Source organism: Piscinibacter sp. PDB5-1 (genome assembly GCF_056676035.1).
The window spans coordinates 588,667-606,749 of sequence record NZ_JBWVZL010000001.1; the positions used below are offsets into that span (position 1 = coordinate 588,667).

The 18,083-nt window shown below is 69.3% G+C and carries 18 protein-coding genes; 9 read left to right on the forward strand and 9 right to left on the reverse strand.

The genetic code is table 11. From position 1 onward, the window contains the following. Window positions 1–14 precede the first annotated feature (14 nt). Entirely contained in the window at window positions 15–740 is a 726-nt protein-coding gene (locus AC1KAT_RS02575; protein ID WP_480322466.1) for a YebC/PmpR family DNA-binding transcriptional regulator, read from the reverse strand. 140 nt (window positions 741–880) lie between these two features. Between AC1KAT_RS02575 and AC1KAT_RS02580 the strand changes: the two genes are divergently transcribed. Beyond that, window positions 881–2,422: a helicase HerA-like domain-containing protein gene (locus AC1KAT_RS02580; protein WP_480322468.1), complete on the forward strand. Its 1,542-nt coding sequence runs from the start codon at window positions 881–883 to the stop codon at window positions 2,420–2,422. A 72-nt stretch (window positions 2,423–2,494) separates the two neighbouring features. On the opposite strand, the gene AC1KAT_RS02585 is transcribed toward AC1KAT_RS02580, so the two are convergent. Further along, the gene (locus AC1KAT_RS02585; RefSeq protein WP_480322470.1) at window positions 2,495–4,051 is read right to left on the reverse strand and encodes a M14 family metallopeptidase; all 1,557 of its coding nucleotides are present in this window, start codon (window positions 4,049–4,051) and stop codon (window positions 2,495–2,497) included. 398 nt (window positions 4,052–4,449) lie between these two features. Between AC1KAT_RS02585 and AC1KAT_RS02590 the strand changes: the two genes are divergently transcribed. The 4 genes from AC1KAT_RS02590 to AC1KAT_RS02605 all read left to right on the forward strand — a co-directional run bounded on the left by AC1KAT_RS02590 (window position 4,450) and on the right by AC1KAT_RS02605 (window position 7,876). After that, complete coding sequence (locus tag AC1KAT_RS02590) at window positions 4,450–5,358, forward strand: sterol desaturase family protein (protein WP_480322472.1); 909 nt, start codon at window positions 4,450–4,452, stop codon at window positions 5,356–5,358. Continuing rightward, window positions 5,355–6,407 carry a sensor histidine kinase gene (locus AC1KAT_RS02595; protein WP_480322474.1) on the forward strand — a complete coding sequence of 351 codons (1,053 nt, stop codon included), beginning with the start codon at window positions 5,355–5,357 and terminating at the stop codon, window positions 6,405–6,407. The genes AC1KAT_RS02590 and AC1KAT_RS02595 overlap by 4 nt, the downstream gene beginning before the upstream one ends. A gap of 247 nt (window positions 6,408–6,654) precedes the next feature. Then, window positions 6,655–7,467, forward strand: a complete 813-nt coding sequence (locus AC1KAT_RS02600) for a LytR/AlgR family response regulator transcription factor (RefSeq protein ID WP_480322477.1) — start codon at window positions 6,655–6,657, stop codon at window positions 7,465–7,467. Between the two features lie 121 nt (window positions 7,468–7,588). Next, the gene (locus tag AC1KAT_RS02605; RefSeq protein ID WP_480322479.1) at window positions 7,589–7,876 is read left to right on the forward strand and encodes a 2TM domain-containing protein; all 288 of its coding nucleotides are present in this window, start codon (window positions 7,589–7,591) and stop codon (window positions 7,874–7,876) included. Window positions 7,877–7,914: 38 nt separating this feature from the next. Here the strand turns inward: AC1KAT_RS02605 and AC1KAT_RS02610 are convergent, their stop codons facing one another. Further along, complete coding sequence (locus AC1KAT_RS02610) at window positions 7,915–8,334, reverse strand: hypothetical protein (RefSeq protein WP_480322481.1); 420 nt, start codon at window positions 8,332–8,334, stop codon at window positions 7,915–7,917. Window positions 8,335–8,481: 147 nt separating this feature from the next. After that, a complete protein-coding gene (locus tag AC1KAT_RS02615) occupies window positions 8,482–8,850 on the reverse strand; it encodes a hypothetical protein (RefSeq protein WP_480322483.1) in 369 nt (122 codons plus the stop codon). Between the two features lie 288 nt (window positions 8,851–9,138). On the opposite strand from AC1KAT_RS02615, the gene AC1KAT_RS02620 reads away from it, so the two are divergent. Then, the gene (locus AC1KAT_RS02620; RefSeq protein ID WP_480322485.1) at window positions 9,139–10,935 is read left to right on the forward strand and encodes a glutamine--tRNA ligase/YqeY domain fusion protein; all 1,797 of its coding nucleotides are present in this window, start codon (window positions 9,139–9,141) and stop codon (window positions 10,933–10,935) included. Between the two features lie 90 nt (window positions 10,936–11,025). Here the strand turns inward: AC1KAT_RS02620 and AC1KAT_RS02625 are convergent, their stop codons facing one another. From AC1KAT_RS02625 to AC1KAT_RS02640, 4 genes are all read right to left on the reverse strand, one after another. After that, a complete protein-coding gene (locus AC1KAT_RS02625) occupies window positions 11,026–11,457 on the reverse strand; it encodes a DUF4334 domain-containing protein (RefSeq protein WP_480322487.1) in 432 nt (143 codons plus the stop codon). 38 nt (window positions 11,458–11,495) lie between these two features. Beyond that, window positions 11,496–12,455, reverse strand: a complete 960-nt coding sequence (locus AC1KAT_RS02630; RefSeq protein ID WP_480322489.1) for a VOC family protein — start codon at window positions 12,453–12,455, stop codon at window positions 11,496–11,498. A gap of 205 nt (window positions 12,456–12,660) precedes the next feature. Further along, on the reverse strand, window positions 12,661–13,860 hold the full coding sequence (locus AC1KAT_RS02635) for a hypothetical protein (RefSeq protein WP_480322491.1): 1,200 nt from the start codon (window positions 13,858–13,860) through the stop codon (window positions 12,661–12,663). Between the two features lie 162 nt (window positions 13,861–14,022). Further along, the gene (locus AC1KAT_RS02640) at window positions 14,023–14,343 is read right to left on the reverse strand and encodes a hypothetical protein (protein ID WP_480322493.1); all 321 of its coding nucleotides are present in this window, start codon (window positions 14,341–14,343) and stop codon (window positions 14,023–14,025) included. Between the two features lie 233 nt (window positions 14,344–14,576). On the opposite strand from AC1KAT_RS02640, the gene AC1KAT_RS02645 reads away from it, so the two are divergent. Continuing rightward, a complete protein-coding gene (locus AC1KAT_RS02645) occupies window positions 14,577–15,716 on the forward strand; it encodes an ABC transporter substrate-binding protein (RefSeq protein WP_480322495.1) in 1,140 nt (379 codons plus the stop codon). A gap of 54 nt (window positions 15,717–15,770) precedes the next feature. Here AC1KAT_RS02645 and AC1KAT_RS02650 read toward each other — a convergent pair whose 3' ends face one another. Further along, window positions 15,771–16,796 carry a tRNA dihydrouridine synthase gene (locus AC1KAT_RS02650; RefSeq protein ID WP_480322497.1) on the reverse strand — a complete coding sequence of 342 codons (1,026 nt, stop codon included), beginning with the start codon at window positions 16,794–16,796 and terminating at the stop codon, window positions 15,771–15,773. 185 nt (window positions 16,797–16,981) lie between these two features. Between AC1KAT_RS02650 and AC1KAT_RS02655 the strand changes: the two genes are divergently transcribed. Then, window positions 16,982–17,506 (forward strand): pyridoxamine 5'-phosphate oxidase family protein, encoded by a 525-nt coding sequence (locus AC1KAT_RS02655; protein ID WP_480322499.1) that lies wholly within the window; start codon window positions 16,982–16,984, stop codon window positions 17,504–17,506. A 112-nt stretch (window positions 17,507–17,618) separates the two neighbouring features. After that, complete coding sequence (locus AC1KAT_RS02660; protein ID WP_480322501.1) at window positions 17,619–18,071, forward strand: FKBP-type peptidyl-prolyl cis-trans isomerase; 453 nt, start codon at window positions 17,619–17,621, stop codon at window positions 18,069–18,071. Window positions 18,072–18,083: the final 12 nt, after the last annotated feature.

The window sequence follows — 18,083 nt, forward strand, 5'->3', positions numbered from 1 at the left end:
AATCGCCGCCTTGCTTATTCGCCAATGACGGCGTTGTGGAAGACGTCTTGCACGTCGTCCAGGTCTTCGATCACGTCCAGCAGCTTTTGCATGCGCTGGCCGTCTTCACCGCTCAGGTCGATGGTGTTCTCGGCCCGCATCGTCACTTCGGCGATCTCGGGCTTCAGGCCCGCGGCTTCGAGCGCGGCCTTCACGGCTTCGAAGTCGGGCGGTGCGGTCAGCACCTCGATGGCGCCGTCGTCACCGGTGACCACGTCTTCGGCGCCCGCTTCGAGGGCGATTTCCATCACCTGGTCTTCATTCGTGCCCGGCGCGAAGACGAGCTGGCCGCAGTGCTTGAACTGGAAGGCCACCGAGCCTTCGGTGCCGAGGTTGCCGCCGTACTTGCTGAACGCGTGGCGCACTTCAGCCACGGTGCGCACGCGGTTGTCGGTCATGCAGTCCACGATGATGGCCGCGCCGCCGATGCCGTAGCCCTCGTAGCGGATCTCTTCGTAGCTCACGCCTTCGAGGTTGCCGGTGGCCTTGTCGATGTTCTTCTTGACCGTGTCGGCGGGCATGTTGGCCGCCTTGGCCTTTTCGACCGCGAGGCGCAGGCGCGGGTTGTCTTTGACGTCGCCGCCGCCCTGGCGGGCCGCGACCATGATTTCACGGATGATGCGCGTCCAGACCTTGCCGCGCTTTTCGTCTTGGCGGCCCTTGCGGTGCTGGATGTTGGCCCATTTGGAATGTCCGGCCATGAAGGCTCCTCGTGCGCGGGGCTGGGCTGTCGCAGCCGGCCGCTGGTTGGGTTCTTGCGGGGTGGGTTTCTTGCCGAAACGGCGCAAGGAATCTTGCGAATAGACTGCGATTTTACGTTGCCACCCCTGGGAGCCCCGCCATGGCCGAGCCTTTGCTGATTGCCAAGCACGACAAGACCGAATGTGCGCTGCTGCCGTCACTGGCGAATCGGCACGGGCTGATCACCGGCGCCACCGGCACGGGCAAGACCATCACGCTGCAAACCCTGGCCGAAAGCCTCAGCCGCATCGGCGTGCCGGTCTTCATGGCCGACGTGAAAGGTGACCTCACCGGCATCACCCAGGTCGGCAAGATCGGCGACAAGCTCGCCGCCGTGCTGAAAGAACGCGGCCTCGACGCGCCCGCGCCCGGCGCCTGCCCCGCCACGCTGTGGGACGTCTTCGGCGAACAAGGCCACCCGGTGCGCGCCACCGTCAGCGACATGGGGCCGCTGCTGCTGGCGCGCATGCTGGCACTCAACGAAACGCAGGCCGGCGTGCTGAACCTCGTCTTCAAGATCGCCGACGACCACGGCCTCTTGTTGCTCGACCTGAAAGACCTGCGCGCCATGTTGCAGCACGTGGGCGACAACGCGAGCCAGTTCACCACCGAGTACGGCAACGTCAGCGCCGCGAGCGTGGGCGCCATCCAGCGCGGGCTGCTGCAGATCGAAGAGCAAGGCGGCGACAAGTTCTTCGGCGAGCCGATGCTCAACATCAGCGACTTCATGCAGACGGTCGATGGCCAGGGCGTGGTCAACATCCTTGCCGCCGACAAGCTGATGAACGCGCCCCGGCTGTACGCCACCTTCCTGCTGTGGATGCTGTCGGAGCTGTTCGAGCAATTGCCCGAAGTGGGCGACCTCGACCAACCCAAGCTGGTGTTCTTCTTCGACGAGGCGCACCTGCTGTTCAAGGACGCCCCCGATGCCCTGGTCGAACGCATCGAACTCGTCGTGCGCCTGGTGCGCAGCAAGGGCGTCGGCGTGTACTTCGTGACGCAGAACCCGCTCGACATTCCCGACACCGTGCTGGCCCAGTTGGGCAACCGCGTGCAGCACGCGCTGCGCGCCTTCACCCCGCGCGACCAGAAGGCCGTGAAGTCAGCCGCGAGCACCATGCGCGCCAACCCCGGGCTCGACATCGAAACCGCCATCACCGAGCTGGCGGTGGGCGAGGCGCTGGTGAGCTTTCTCGACGCGAAGGGCCGCCCGAGTGTGACCGAGCGCGTCTTCGTCATTCCGCCCGGCAGCCAGATCGGGCCCATCACCCCGGCACAACGCCAGGCGCTGATCGGCAGCTCGCTCGTCGCGGGCGTCTACGAGAAGGCGCAAGACCGCGATTCGGCCTACGAAAAGCTCAAAGGCCGGGGCGAGGCCGCCGCCGACGCAGCCGAAGACGCCGTGGCCGGACGCAAGAAGACCCTGCCGGGCACCGAGCCCGCGCCCGCCGAAGGCGGTGGCATGCTCGGCGGCCTGGGCGACGTGCTCTTCGGTAGCACCGGCCCCCGCGGCGGTCGCCGCGAAGGCATGGTCGAGACGCTGGCCAAATCGGCGATGCGCACCATGGGCACCACCGTCGGCCGCGAGATCATTCGCGGGGTGCTGGGGGGCTTGCTGGGCGGTGGCAGCAAGCGCCGCTAGGGCCTTCTCGACTGACGTCCCAAAAAGGGCTGCCCGAGGGCAGCCCTTTTCGTTGGCGGACGGCTTCGCCAATCACGGCACCGCCGTCGTCTTCAAGCTCGGCACCGCCAGCACGCGCACCGCGCGACCGGCGAGCAGCAGGCCGTTGGAGGCGTAGCTGAACGGTGTGTCGGGTTCGAGGGCCGCGACCGCGATCGGCGCGAGCGCCTGGCTCAGCGGCACGTAGTAGCTGCCGGCGGGTGCATCAACGACGGTGCGGGCCCGCACGGGGGCCGGGGCGACGAGATCGACGCCGCGCGGCTGTGTCGCAAAGGCATCGCCTTGCACCACGCCGGGTTCGGTCACCTGCTGCACCGTGAGGCCCAGCGCGCGCAGGCGGGACACGGCCTCGGTCTGGTCCGCGCCGAGCCAGTAGCCGCAGGGCCGGGCGCGCGTGCGGCGCTGGTCGAGCACCAGGGTCGAGTCCCAGCTCACGGTGGTGTCGCGGTCCTGGCCGGTGCGCGGGTCGAGGAAGGTCAGCGTGTACTCGGTCGGCGTGGGTGCGGCCTCGATCACCAGTTGCCCCTGGCAGGCCTGCGCGGCGACATCCGACTCGACGTACTGGCGAAGCTTGCGCAGATCGGGCGCGCGTTCGCTGGCCTGGCGCAGCAGCACCTGGAAGGCCACCAGTTGCGACAGCACCCGGCGCTGCGCATGCAGCCGGCCGATGCCCACGCCGCGTGTTTCGATGAGCACGCTCACCGCGTGGCGCAGGCCGTGGGCGTTGCGTGCGATGTCGGGGTGCGGTGCCCCCATGGCCAGGCGCTTGTCGAGCACGTCGGGCACCGGCAGGTGGTACCACTCGACGCTCAGGCCCTGGCGCTTGAGTTCGTTGACCAGCGGCACGCGAAACCATTCTTCGGCTGCCTTGGTGACGAAGGGGTGCACGCCGGCGACCATCGCGTACTGGGTCAGCACGTCGTGGCGCGGCAGCAGGCCGAAGCGGTCGAGGAAGGGTTGCACGGCCGGGTACTCGTGCGAATCGACGACGACGAGCGGCTGGTAGTCGCGCATCAGCCGGGCCTGGGCGCGCGCTTCGGGCGTGCGCAGCAGCAGGTGGTCGCGGTTGGCGTCGGTGCCGTTGGCAGTGGCGCGCTGGCCGCGTGCCGAGCCATCGGGGTTGGCGCGCGGAAAGATCACCACGTTGATGCGGTCGAGCAGGTTGCCCATGCGGCCGCGGGCGAAGTCTTCGGCCAGCACCAGCAAGGCCTCGGCGCTGGCCGGCTCGTCGCCGTGTTGCTGGCCGACGAGCACCACGGTGGGCACGCCGCTGCGCAGCAGCGCGGCGGGCGAGCTGTCGGGCTGGCGCGTGAACAGCAGCGCTTCGAGCGCCACGCCTTCCTGCGAACGGCCGAGGTCGATCAACTCGACCACGGTGCCCGAGGGCGCGCCCCAGCGCAGGCTGCGCATGAAGGTGGCCAGTTCGGCGTTGCTGGTGAAATCGGTGCGGCCGGGCTGCAGGCCCGGGGTGGACAGCGCCCGCCCCGGCAGTTCGGGAAAGCGCGCCAGCACCCCCGCGCTGAACACCGGCGCCGCCGCGACGGGTTCGCCGGCCACGGTGGCGGGCGCGGGTGCTGCGGGCGTCGCCACCGGGCGCACCGCCGGCGCTGCTGCAGCCGGTGACGTCGATGCCGCGGGCAACACCGCAGCGGCGCGAGGCGGCCGTTCGACTGTGCTGCACCCGGCCAACCCGGTTGCCAAGACCACCACGGCGCAGGCGCAGCGGCTGCGCACAACGCGCTCGCAAAGGGCGGGCAAGGGCTGGGCGAACAAGGGCATTGAAATCACTCCGGGCGTCGGTCGGGCCCCGGACTATAGGGGCGGGCTGGGGGTCAGCGGCTCAGTCACGGCAGCCGGCATTTCGCGCGCCCGGCGGGGCGTTTCGTCGCGCGGCGCTGGCGTCCACGCCAGGGGGCTGGCACAGTTCTGCTCCGGCATGCCTCCCCCCGGCGCATGCCCTCGCTTTTCCGTCCGACCCGGTGCACGACATGTCTTTTTCTTCTCCTCGGTTCATGCTGGCGGTGCTGGCCGTCGTGCTGGTGTCCATCGCCCTCGAAGCGGTAGTGCTCAGCTGGCGCCGTTCGTATGACTGGCGCGCCATGCTGGTGTCGGTGTTCAACCTGTTCACGCGCAGCGCGGTGCAGGTGCTGGTGCCGTTCACGCTGGCCTCGCCGCTGATCGCGCTGGCCGAGGCGCACCGCCTCACGAGCATCGAGCTCAACCACGGGGCAGCGCTGATGGGGCTCTTCGTCGGACAGGAGTTCTGCTACTACTGGTTTCACCGCGCGGCGCACCGCGTGCGCTGGTTCTGGTGCAACCACGCGGTGCACCACACGCCTAACGAGCTGAACCTGTCGGCGGCGATCCGTATCGGCACCTTCGGGCGGCTGTCCGGTGCGCTGCTGTTCTACGTGCCACTGGTGTGGCTGGGTTACCCGGCCGACGTGGTGTTCCTGATGCTGACGCTGAACCTGCTGTACCAGTTCTGGATTCACGCGACGTGGATCCCCAAGCTCGGCTGGCTCGAATACGTGCTCAACACGCCCTCGGCGCACCGCGTGCACCACGCGTCGAACCTCGACTACCTCGACGCCAACTATGGTGGCGTGCTGATCGTCTTCGACCGGCTGTTCGGCACCTACCGCGAAGAGCGCGCCGACGAGCCCTGCCGCTACGGCCTGGTGCACCCGCTCACGACCTACAACCCGCTGAAGGTCGAGTTCCACGAGTGGCGGGCCTTGCTGCGCGACCTGTCGCAGGCGCGCAGCCTGGGCGACGTGCTCGGCTACGTCTTCATGCCCCCGGGCTGGAAGCCCCACGGCCAGGGCGGCACCACCGAAGACCTGCGTCGGCAGGCCGCGCTGGGTGCACCGACGATGCATTCCGGCGCGCCGTGAGCGGCCCTTTCAAGCTGCGCTCGTTTGCGCGGCGCGGCGCGGCGATCGTCGCCTTCAACACGGTCATCGGCCTGGCGCTGGGACTGGTGCGCGGCGCGGGCTGGGCCGAGCAGATGGTCTACGCCCAGGCCATCGGGCTGAGCATCTGGCTCTACATCGACCTGGGCCGCCTGCTGTGGAAGCGCGACCCGCAGACCAACTGGCCGGTGGGCTGGCGCGCCGTCGTGACGCAGGTGGGCGGCGTGGCCGGCGGGCTCGTCACCGGCTGGGCCATCGGCGACTGGTACTGCGGCTGCTCGATGCACGCGCTGTGGCAGAACACGCCGCGCTCGTTCTGGGGCTACGTGGTGGTGTCGCTGGCCATCAGCTTCGGCATCTCGTTCTTCTTCATCTCGCGCGCCCGCGACCAGCACCGCCAGCACCAGTTGGACGCCGCGCAGCGCGACGCGACGCAGGCCCGGCTCAAGCTGCTCGAATCGCAGCTCGAACCGCACATGCTGTTCAACACGCTGGCCAACCTGCGCGTGCTGATCGGCATGGACCCGCCGCGCGCCCAGGCCATGCTCGACCAGTTGATCGCCTTCCTGCGCGCCACGCTGAATGCGTCGCGCAGCGGCTCGCAACCGCTGGCGGCCGAGTTCGAACGCGTGCGCGACTACCTCGACCTGATGAAGGTCCGCATGGGCGACCGCCTCGTGACCGAACTCGACCTGCCCCCCGCGCTGGCCAGCCATTCGGTGCCGCCGCTGCTGCTTCAGCCGCTGGTCGAAAACGCCATCAAGCACGGGCTCGAACCGCAAGTCGCAGGCGGCCGCCTGCGCGTGAGCGCCGCGCATGAGGGCAAGACCCTGGTGCTGCGCGTGCACGACACCGGGCTCGGACTGGCGACAAGCCCGGGCACCAGCGGCACGCAGTTCGGCCTGAGCCAGGTGCGCGAGCGGCTGGCCACCTTGTATGGATCGCAGGCGTCGTTCAGCCTGGCCGCCCCCGATGACGGCACGGACGGCACCATCGCCACCGTGCGCCTGCCGTGGAGTCCCATCGCATGAAACACCCAGTGACTACCCGCATCCCCCCGGGGGATCGACCGATGGACGCATCGGGCGAGGGGCTGTCATCACAGCGGGCCGAGCGCCGGGCCGCCCCCAAGCCGGCCCGTATCCCCTCGGGGGATCGGCCGATGGACCCATCGGGCGAGGGGCTGTCATCACAGCGGGCCGAGCGCCGGGCCGCCCCCAAGCCGGCCCGCATCCCCTCGGGGGACCGACCGATGGACACATCGGGCGAGGGGCTGTCATGACCCCCACCGCGCTGATCGCCGAAGACGAACCCTTGCTCGCCGCCGCGTTGCGCGACGAGTTGCAGCGGCAGTGGCCCGAGCTGCGCGTCGTCGCCACCGTGGGCCACGGCGCGGCGGCCGTCGAGCAGGCGCTGGCGCTGAAGCCGCAGGTGGTCTTCCTCGACATCCGCATGCCGGGCATGAGCGGGCTCGACGCCGCACAAGCCCTGGCCGAAGACTGGCCCGAGGGCGGGCCGAGCTTTCCCTTGATCGTCTTCGTGACCGCCTACGACCAGTACGCGGTGCAGGCCTTCGAGCGCTCGGCGGCGGACTACCTGCTCAAGCCCGTGCAACCCGAGCGGCTGGCGCGCACCTGCGCACGGCTGCGCGAGGCGCTGGCGCCGCGCACGGCAGCGACACAGTCCGCGCCCTCGGCGATGGACAACACGCTTGCCGCACTGCACGCGCTGGTCGCGGCACAGGCCGGTGCCCCAGCGGCCATGCCTCGCTTGCAGGTGATCCAGGCGAGCCGAGGGGCGGCCATCCACCTCGTGCCGGTGGACCAGGTGCTGTACTTCGAAGCCGCCGACAAGTACGTGCGCGTGGTGACGGCCGACGACGAGCACCTCATCCGCACCTCGCTGCGCGAGTTGCTGCCGCAACTCGACCCGCAGCGCTTCTGGCAGGTGCACCGGGGCACGGTGGTGCGTGCCGACGCGATCGCCACGGCGACGCGCGACGAGGCCGGCAAGCTCACCCTGACGCTGCGCGGCCATGCCGACACGCTGGCGGTGAGCCGGCTCTACGCGCACCTCTTCAAGGCGATGTGAGCGCCTTTCGCGCCGCGGGACGACGCTTCGTCGCGCGGTGCGGCACTTCGTCGCAAGGCAGTGGTGGCCGCAGCGGCCACCGCGCACCATGCAGGCTCGATCCACACATTGGGAGCCCACCATGGCGCAGCACACCGACACGACCGATTCCATTGAAACCCGCGCCCGCCGCCGCGTGAGCCTGAAGCTCGGCTTCGCCACGCACGCGCTCGTGTACCTCTGCGTCAACCTGGGCCTGTTCGCCGCCGCCCAGATGTCATCGTCAACACGCGGCTTCACCCCGCTGCTCGGCTGGGGCCTGGGGCTGGGCATTCACGGCCTGGTGGTCTTCCTGCGCCTCACCCAGGCCGGCTGGCGCGAGCGCCTGGTGGCGCACGAGATGCGCCGGCTGCAAGGCCCGGTGGCCTGATCAGGCACCGGGCCCGCGCCGGGGCCGGTCACACCCGGTCAACGGCGATGGCCGTCGCCGCGGCGGTGGCCGTCATCGCGGCTCCATTCGCGGTCACCGCGGCCATGGTGGTCGTGGTGTCGGCCATGGCCGTGGTGCGAGCGGTGCCAATGCGCATGGCGCGGGCCGTGCCAGTGGTGGTGACGGTCATGGGCGCGCGGGTGCGGCTGGTAAACCACCGGGGGCGGCACGTACACCACATGCGGCGGGCGGTGCACCACGACCGGCGGCGGGTAATAGACAGGGGGCGGTGCGTGGTAGACGTGCGTCGGCCGATGCGGCACGTTGCTGACCACCGTGTCCACGTGCGGCAGGCTGACGCCGACCGACCAGTGCACGTCACCGGCATGCGCGGCCGATGCACCGAACGCGGCCGCCAGGGCCAGCGCGGCGGAGAAGAGGGTTTTGCGAATCGACATGCTGGGGTCTCCTTCTGAGGGCCACCACCACCATCGGCGGCGACCTGGTCCCACAACGGCGGCCGACAGCCTTCGGTTCACCTCTTTCGCGTTCGAATTGGTAAAGCCCATGTTTCTGAACGTGAAGCGGCGCGCGGCCGCCCCTGTTCAGCGGCCGGACCGACGCTGGCCCAGCAGGTCCTGCAGGTCCGACAACTCGGTCAGCACATCAAACGAAAAACCCGCCCGGCCCGGCCGCGTGGGCAGCAGCAGCCCCGTCAGGTAGGCACGCAGGTCCTGGGGCTGGCCCCACAGCGCGGCGAGCCGGTTCACCACGTGCGGGTAGCGCCGCGCGGTCGCCAGCGGTTGGTAACGCGGCGGCACGGCCCCCAGCCACTGGTGCGCAGCCGGCGTGAGGCCCCTCTCGGGCGGCTGCACGCGCGCGGGGTGCTCGGGCTCGGGATGGCTCAGGTCGAGGTCGAGCTTGCGCTCAGGACTCGGCGGTTCAGACGCGGGCGGGCGGGACGTAGAAAACACAGCGGACGCACTCTCGGTTGCACGCGGTGCCCTCCATGGCCAAGGCCATGCACCGCAAAGAGGCGCGATTCTTCGCAGCGCGGCGTGGGGCAGACATCCTGCAGCCACGGGGGTGTACGCAACTTGTCACATTCGGTGTGGACTGCGTCACGGTGCCCACGCACGAAACACGCGCAAAGCCGCGCACTACAATGGTTTTTCGCTTTTTTGCACTGCCGCATCGCCCCTCGGGCGGGCAGTTCGCAGCGCCCCGCGGCGCCCTTCCCTTCACCCATCCACGCCCGCCTCATGAGCGACGACAAGAAGACCTCTGCGCCCACCCCCGACGCCAAGCCCAGCAACTTTCTGCGGCAGATCATCGAGCGGGACCTGGCGCAGGGCACCTACGCCGGTCGTCGCTTTGCCGGCAGCCCGGGTGACGCGGCCCACCATGCGGCCGGCGAACCCGACGCGGCGAAGATCCGCACCCGCTTTCCGCCCGAGCCGAACGGCTACCTGCACATCGGCCACGCCAAGAGCATCTGCCTGAACTTCGGCCTGGCGCGCGACTACGGCGGCATCTGCCACCTGCGCTTCGACGACACCAACCCCGAGAAAGAAGAGCAGGAATACGTCGACTCGATCATCGACGCGGTGAAGTGGCTGGGCTTCGACTGGCAGGCGCAGGGCACCTCGCACCTCTTTTACGCCAGCAACTACTTCGACTTCATGTACCGCGCGGCCGAGGCGCTGATCAACGCCGGCCTCGCCTACGTGGACGAGCAGACGCCCGAACAGATGCGCGCCAACCGTGGCGACTTCGGCACGCCGGGCACCGACAGCCCGTTTCGCAGCCGCACACCGGCCGAGAACCTCGCGCGCTTCCGCGAGATGCGCGACGGCCAGCTCGCCGACGGCGCCGCCGTGCTGCGCGCCAAGATCGACATGGCCTCGCCCAACATCAACCTGCGCGACCCGGCGCTCTACCGCATCAAGCGGGCGACGCACCACAACACCGGCGACACCTGGTGCATCTACCCGATGTACACCTTCGCGCACCCGATCGAAGACGCGCTCGAGAACATCACCCACAGCATCTGCACGCTCGAATTCGAAGACCAGCGCCCGTTCTACGACTGGCTGCTCGACCAGCTCTGCACGCTGGGCCTGCTGGCGCAGCCGCGCCCGCACCAGTACGAGTTCGCGCGGCTCAACCTCACCTACATCGTCACCAGCAAGCGCAAGCTCAAGCAACTGGTCGACGAAGGCCACGTGAGCGGCTGGGACGACCCCCGCATGCCCACCATCGTCGGCCTGCGCCGGCGCGGCTACACGCCCGAGAGCCTGCAGTTGCTGGCCGAGCGCAGCGGCGTCAGCAAGGCCGGCGGCTGGCTCGACTACAGCTCGCTCGAAATCGCGCTGCGCGACGACCTCGACCCCAAGGCCGCGCGCGCCTGCGCCGTGCTCGACCCGCTGAAGCTCAAGCTCGTGAACTTCGCCGAGGTCTTTGGCACCGACGCTCACCAAGAGGCCTGCCACGCGCCGGTGCACCCGGGCCATGCCGAGCGCGGCCACCGCGATTTCGTGCTGACGAACGAGGTGTGGATCGAGCGCGAAGACTTCCAGGAAGTGCCGCCCAAGGGCTACCACCGGCTCTACCCCGGCAACAAGGCGCGGCTGAAGTACGGCTACGTGATCGAGTGCGTCGGCGCCGAGAAGAACGACGCCGGCGACGTGACCGCCGTGCTGGCCAAGGTCGTGCCCGACACCAAGAGCGGCACCCCCGGCGCCGACTCGGTGAAGGTCAAGGGCGTGATCACCTGGGTCAGCGTGGCGACCGGCGTGCCGGCCGAAATCCGCCTGTACGACCGGCTCTTCACCGCCGCGCAACCTGATGCGGGCGGGGCCGACTTCCTGAGCGTGCTGAACCCGAACAGCAAGAAGGTCGTTCAGGGCTTCGTCGAACCCGGGCTGGCCTCAGCGAAGGCCGACGACAAGTTCCAGTTCGAGCGGCACGGCTACTTCGTGGCCGACCGCGTGGACCACACGGCCTCTCGCGTGGTGTTCAACCGCACGACGACGCTGAAAGACACCTGGGCGAAGTGATGGGTGACCGGCCGGCGGGTGCGCACCGCACTTCGGCCCGGCCAACCCCGTTCGGGCCGGGCTTGTGAAAGCCTCGCCCGAACGTGACGCTCACTCGCGCGTGAGGTGGAAGAAGAAATCCAGCGGACGGCCCTTCACGTCACCCAGCCCGATCACGACCTTGTCGTTGACCTTGCGGAAGTAATCCATGATGGGTTGCTTGTCGTAGATCAGCGACGCGCACACCTTGCCGCCGAACACGACCTCGCGCAGCTGCGCGACGCCCAGGTTCTCGTACGAGTAGACCGTGCCGTCGTCCTTGCGGCACAGCAACGGCTCCACGTGCGAGGCCGAGACGAAGCGCTTGCCGTACCACTTGATCGGGTCCGGGTCTTTGCCGCCGTCGAACTTGCCGCCCTTCCAGGTGCCGATCATGAAATCGGCGGTGGTGCCGTCGAGCTGTTCGTACAGCGACATCAGCATGTCGGTCGGGTAGGCCTGACCGCTCTGGATCATTTCGAGAAATTGGCTGGCTGCACTCATGCAGAGGTTCCTTGAGGTGAGGTTGCGACGCAGCTGAATCAGATCGGCGACTTCAGGATTTCAAGCGTGGTGCCGTCCGCGTCGGTCGCGTAACCGACGACCGCGCCGCCGAGTTCGCGCTCGGGGGCCGGGGCACGCACCACGGTCGCGCCGGTCACGCCGGCCGAGGTGACCCGCTGCGCGTACGAGCCCGGGTCGGTGACCGCAAGCGTCAGCTTGACCGGGTTGTTGGCGTAGTTGCGCGGCACGCCGTCGGTGAAGGTCATCAGCACGATGGCCGAGCCACGGCCGGTGGGCGACACGAGGATGTACTCGTCGTACCAGGGCGTGGTGCCGCCACCAGCGGCCGGGCGCGTGATGCTCAGGAACTGGCTCTCGCGCATGTCGAGCGCGTTGACGTAGAAGTTGCGCGCTGCCTGCAGGTTGCTCACGCCCACGCCGAAGGCGCTGATGTACGAGTGCGTCTGCGCGGCCGCCGGGTCGGTGGCCAAGGGCGTGGCGATTTCGATCAGGTTGTTGTTGGGGTCGCGGCCAAAGCCGACGATGGTGCCGCCCGGCAGTGCGGTCGGAGGTGCAGTGACGCCGCCGGCGCCGGCCGCCGTGGCTGCGGCGCGGAAAGCCGCCGCGAACGCGAGCGGATCGCGCACATAGAAAACGATCTTGCCGGGGTTGCGCCCGTAGTTGACCGTGCGCCCATCGGTGTAGTTGAAGAGCACCAGGCGCGAGCCGCGTGCGTCGGCCGAGTCGAGGATGACCTCGCGGCGGTCGCTGCGGGTGATGCGCGTGCGCTCGACCATGCCGAGGGCGCGGTAGAAGGTGACGGCCACTTCGAGGTCGGCCACGCCGACGCCGGCCTCGGACAGGTAAGCCCCGGTGGGTTGCGCCGTGACCACAGTGTCGTCGTCGCCACCACCACAACCGGCCAGGGCCAGGGTGGTCGCGGTGGCCCAGAGGCCCCAGGTGCGACGGGTCAGGAACGGGATGGCGGGGGTCGTCATGGCTGTCTTCCTCGATGGTTCGGACGTCATCAGAATCGTTCTATTAGAAAGAACGCATAAACCGTATGGCAGACCAAATTGTCGGGAAGGCGAACGCCATTGCACCTGGGGTTGCCCCGGGCGTTTTGGCGTTTGGCGTAGCGAAATCGTTCAAATTCCGGCGGGAGCCGGAAGCCGGGGCCACGGCGGCCCGGCGCGCGCGGGGTCACTCGTCTTCGTCTTCGCGCCAGCCGTACTGGCTTTCGCCGGCGACGTGGGTGTTGCCCATGCCCAGCAGCTCCCGGGCGTCTTGCAGGCGGGTCGAAGCCGAGGCGGCGCGGCGGGTGTGGCGCAGGTGGCGCTCGATTTCCCAGACGAGGTTGACCAGTTCGCGGCGCGTGGGCGCCATGCGCACGCGCACCAGCATGCGGGCCGAGAACAGCGGCGTGTCGAAGCTCAGCGTTTCGGCCAGAAGATCGCGCACCTGCCCGAGCAGACGCTCTTCGGCCGAGTCGTGGGCCGCGGCGGGCAACTGAAGGTCGGCGTCGTCGGGCGCCGGCGAAGGATGCTCCGGCGCGGCCGGCGGCAGACTGCTGCGCGGCACGAAGTCGGCTTGCTGCGCGATGGGTGGGGCCACGGGCAGCATGGCTTCGAGCGAGGGCTGGATGAACTGCGTGGCCGGGGGCGTGACGGGCGGGGCCGGCGCTCGCGGCCCGCGCGTCGCGGGCGACGACACGCCATCGTCGGTCCAGGCCGGCGCCCCCAGCCATGCTGAGGCCGCGGCCGGCGCGGGGGGCCGTGCAAGCGTGGCGACCTCATCGCCCAAGGGAATGAAGGCCCAGGTGTCGCGGGGGGCCGGAGACGGGTCGGGCAGCGAGGGCGCGGCGAGCAATGGCTCGTCCAGCGGCAGGCCGAGGTCCAGTTCCGGCGACGGCACGACGACCTCGACCGGTGCGGGGTGCGCGGGCGCTGGCGACGCGCGGACGGTGGCAGGCGCCGCGGGGTCGGCTGGACGCGCCAAGGCCGGCTCAGCCGTCACGGGTTCAGGCGGTGCAAGCTGCGGTTCGGGTTGGATGGCCGGCGGCACGACCTCCACCAGCGCGACTTCATGATGCAGGGGCTCGGACGCCGTCGCAGCTGCGTCCTCGGGCGGCTCGTCCTCGGCGGCCTGCACGTCCACCTCCAGCGAGTGCACGGTGGGCGCATCGAGCGCGCCTGGCCCGGTGTCGGGCGGAGGTGGGGGTTCGGGTTCGCGAGGCAGCTCGATGAGGCCGAGTCGCAGCAGTTCTTCGAAGTGGCTGGTGGCCGAGCCCGCCTGGTGCGCCAGGCCGAGCACCTGGCTCAGGGTGCGCCGGCCGTCCACCAACAGCAGCACCGTGCGGTGGCGTTGGCTCAGCCGCAGCAGGCGGCTTTTGAGCTCATCCACGCCGGCGGGCGTTTTGAGGGGAACGGGGCTGTGGGACATCGGCACGTGCGCAGGGCAAACCTGCGCGGATTGTGATCCCAGCCGACACCCCCGGGACGGGCGCAATTGGCCCGGTTTACCCCGCCATTCGGCACGTTCGCCGGGCGACGGGGCCGGCGGGTGTCAGTGCAGGTCGCGCAACTGAACGGCGGGGGCGGCGAATTCGCGGCCCACCACGGCACGGGCGTAGAGGTAGTTCTGGCGCGCCCGGTCGCTCAGGGCATCCAGCTCGACGCGCCCTTGCGAATCGCACGGAAACGACAGGCCGCGCCCTTCCTGAAACAACGAGCGGAACCGCAGTTCATAGGCCGCGGCGGCGGGCAAGGCAGACAAGGAAGCGAAGGCTGAGTTCATGGCGAGCAACTCCTGCTGAACAAACCACAAGTCGATTTCGACTTGATGACAGCTTAGGCACCGGCCCACGAAAACGCCTTCGGCGGGCATCGCTGCCGGGTGTCGCAAAGCGACTGTGCGGTGCGTAGGAAAAGGGCTGACACGGGTTTGTCCGCGGCTGTCAGCGCCGCCCGCCAGCGCAGGCCGGCGCAGCGTGACGAAGCGCCGAAGTCCTGCGATTCGTCAAGCAATTTTGGCGACATGACAAGTCACAATGCCGGGTTTTCCGCCGCGCGGCCGAGCCTGGCCGCCTGTTTCACATTCACCTAGGGACGTTGACGCGCATGAGCACGAACTGGAATCGCCGTGATTGGCTGGGGGCCGCTGCGGCCGGGGTGGCCGGAAGCGCCGTGTCGGTGCCGGCCTGGGCACAAGAAGCCTCGCCCATCCTCATCGGCCAGAGCATCCCGCTGAGCGGCCCGGTGGCGCCGGCCTTCGCGGCGGCCTTGCAAGGCCAGCAGCTCGCGCTCGACTCGATCAACCGCAAGGGCGGCATCAACGGCCGCAAGCTCAAGGTGATCCAGCTCGACGACGGCTTCGACACGCGCCGCACGGTCGAGAACGTCAACACCCTGATCGACAAGGAAAAGGTCGTCGCGCTGACCGGCCTGGGCAGCGCCCCGGGCGTGGGTGCCGTGCTGCCGCTGCTGCTGGAAAAGAAGGTGCCGCTGTTCGGCGTGTACACCGGCTCGCACCTGCTGCGCCTGCGCCCGCACCCGTACTTCTACACAACGGCGGCGAGCTACAAGGACGAAGTCGTCCAGTGCGTGAAGCACATGATGTCGCTGCGCCAGGAGCGCATCGCCGTCGTCTTCCAGAACAACGAATTCGGCAAGCTGATGCTGCCGGTGGCCGAACAGGCCATCAAGGAACTGGGCGGCACGATGGTCGCCGCCGTCGGCATGGGTGAAGACGGGCGCGACGTGGCCGGCGTGGCGCAGACCATCGCCGCCAAGGGCGCGCTGGCGGTGCTGATGATCGCCATCGCCGGCCCGGCGGTGGTGGGCTACGTGAAGGCGCACAAAGCCTTCCTGAGCGTGCCGCTGTACACGCTGGGCACCGCCTCGCCCGCCCTGCCCTATCTGGGCGAAGACGCGCGCGGCATCGCGGTCACGCAGGTCGCGCCCTACCCGTGGCGCCACACCAACCCGACCTCGCGTGAATACGCGAAAGACACCGCCCGCGCCAAGCAGACGATCAGCTACTCGCACTTCGCCGCCTACCTGCTGATGACGATGCTGGCCGAAGGCGTGCGCCTGGCCGGTCGCAACGTGACGCCCCAGACGCTGAACCGCGCCTTCAGCAACATGAAGCTGCTCAACGTGGACGGCGGCCCCGACGTGCGCTTCTCGCCGAACAACCACCACCCGGTGAGCTTCGTCGAGATCACCATCGTCGGCCCGCGCGGCACGTTCATCCGCTGACCGGCTCGGCCCTTTCGTTCGGCCCTCGCGGGTCGTTCGATGCGGCCCAGTGTGTCACGTCGCCTCGGCGACGGGGCCCCGGGCCGTTTTTGCGTCCGCATCGGTCGCGTGGGCGGCGCCTTCGTACGTGCCAAGCGGTGCGGTGCCGGTGATCGCCAGCACCCGCTCGCGCATGCGCTGCGCGTCGTTCAGCGTGCGCAGTTCGGCGTACAGCACCTCGGCCTCGGGGTGGCGGCGGCGCAGGTAGTTGAGCCACTGCTTCATGCGCCCGGCGCGGTGGCGCGGTTCGATGTGGCCCTCGATCAGGCCCCAGAAGTGGCGCAGCAGCGGCAACAGCTCGGTCCAGCCGAGCGCCACGCGCCCCTCGGTGCGAATGGCCATCGCCAGCGCCGGGTCGGCCACCATGCCGCGGCCCAACATCAACGCATCGCAGCCCGACTGCGCCATGCAGCGCCGCGCGTCGTCGAGCGTCCAGACCTCGCCGTTGGCCACGATGGGCAGGCGCACGGCCTCGCGCAAGTGGGCGATGCGGTCCCAGTAGGCGGGCGGCTTGTAGCCCTGCGCCTTGGTGCGTGCGTGCACGACAAGTTCGCTGGCACCGCCCTCGGCGATGGCCTGGGCGCAGTCCTCGGCCAGCGAGTCGTCGTCGAAGCCCAGGCGCATCTTGGCCGAGACCGGCAGGTGGGCCGGCACCGCCCGGCGCACGGCCCCGACGATGCGTCCCAGCAGCTCGGGCTCGCGCAGCAGGGCCGCGCCGCCGCCGTGGCGGTTCACCACCTTGGCCGGGCAGCCGAAGTTGAGGTCGATGCCATCGGGGCCCAGCGTCGCCAGGCTGGCCGCGTTGTCAGCCATGCAGGCCGGGTCTGACCCGAGCAGTTGCGGGCGCACCGGCACGCCGGCCGGCGTGAGGCCGCCGTGGTGCAGCTCGGGCACGATGCGCAAGAACACGCGGCTGGGCAACAGCTGGTCGGTCACACGGATGAACTCGGACACGCAGCGGTCGATGCCGCCGGCACGCGTGAGCACGTCGCGCAGGGTGAAGTCGAGCAGCCCTTCCATCGGGGCGAGCAACAGGCGCATGGGGTCTTTCGGTGAGCCGCGCAGTGTAGGAGCGCCACGCGTGCGGCGGGACCATTCCTACACGCAGGCGGGCACGTGCCCGATGGGAGTGCGCAGCAGCGCACGCTGCAATGGGCAGATCGGTCGCGCGAGCCACATCGCCCTCTCCGCGATCCATCCACCCCGATCCACCCAAGGAGCCCGCCATGAACGAACAGAACACCGAACACAAGACCCCCGGCGAAAAGTGCGAACAGCTGTGGGACCTGATCAAGGACATCCGCTTCGCCATGTTCACCACCCGACACGCGAATGGCCACCTGCACGCGCGCCCGATGACGACGCAGAACTCGTCGATCGACGAGCAGGGCAGCCTGTGGTTCTTCATGTCGCGGCGCAGCGAGCCGGTGTCCGACATCCACGACGACGCCACGGTCAATGTCTCGTACGCCGACCCCGATCGCGACGCCTATGTGTCGGTCTCAGGTCAGGCTTCGGTGGTCGAAGACATGGCCAAGAAAGAACAGCTGTGGAACAAGGCGGCGCAGGCGTGGTTTCCCGGTGGCGTGAGCGACCCCGACCTCGCGCTTGTGCGCGTCGAGATCGTGCACGCCAACTATTGGGACGTGAAGGACAGCAAGGTCGTGCAGCTGATCAAGATGGCGACCGCCGCCGTCACCGGTCGCCCGCCGAAGGACATGGGCGAAAGCGGCGAAGTGCGCATGCATTGAGGTCGGTGCATCGGCGGCGTGCGCCCTTCCCCTCCGAAGGGCGAAGGACGCAGCCGCCGTGCAAGCGGCGATTAGCATGGCGGCCCTTCGAACACCTCACGGAGACACGCCCATGACATCACCTCTCGCTGCTGCCGCGCTGTGCGCCGGCCTCGTCGCCTCGGTCATCACCCTGCCCGCCCACGCGCAGGCGGCCGACGCGGCCTCCGCCGCCAAGGAAGCCGGCGCGGTCACCACGTCGAGCGGCCTCGTGTTCCGCTCACTGAAAGACGGCACCGGCGCGCAGCCTGCGGCCACCGACACAGTGAAGGTGCACTACCGCGGCACGTTCCTCGACGGCAAAGAGTTCGACAGCTCGATCGCGCGCGGCGAGCCGGCGACCTTTCCGCTCAGCCGCGTCATCAAGTGCTGGACCGAAGGCGTGCAGCGCATCAAGGTCGGCGGCAAGGCCAAGCTGACCTGCCCGCCGGCCATCGCCTACGGCGAGCGCGGCGCGGGCGCGGTGATCCCGCCGAACGCGACGCTGCAGTTCGAAGTCGAGCTGCTCGAAATCGTCAAGCGCTGACCTCCGCGCCGA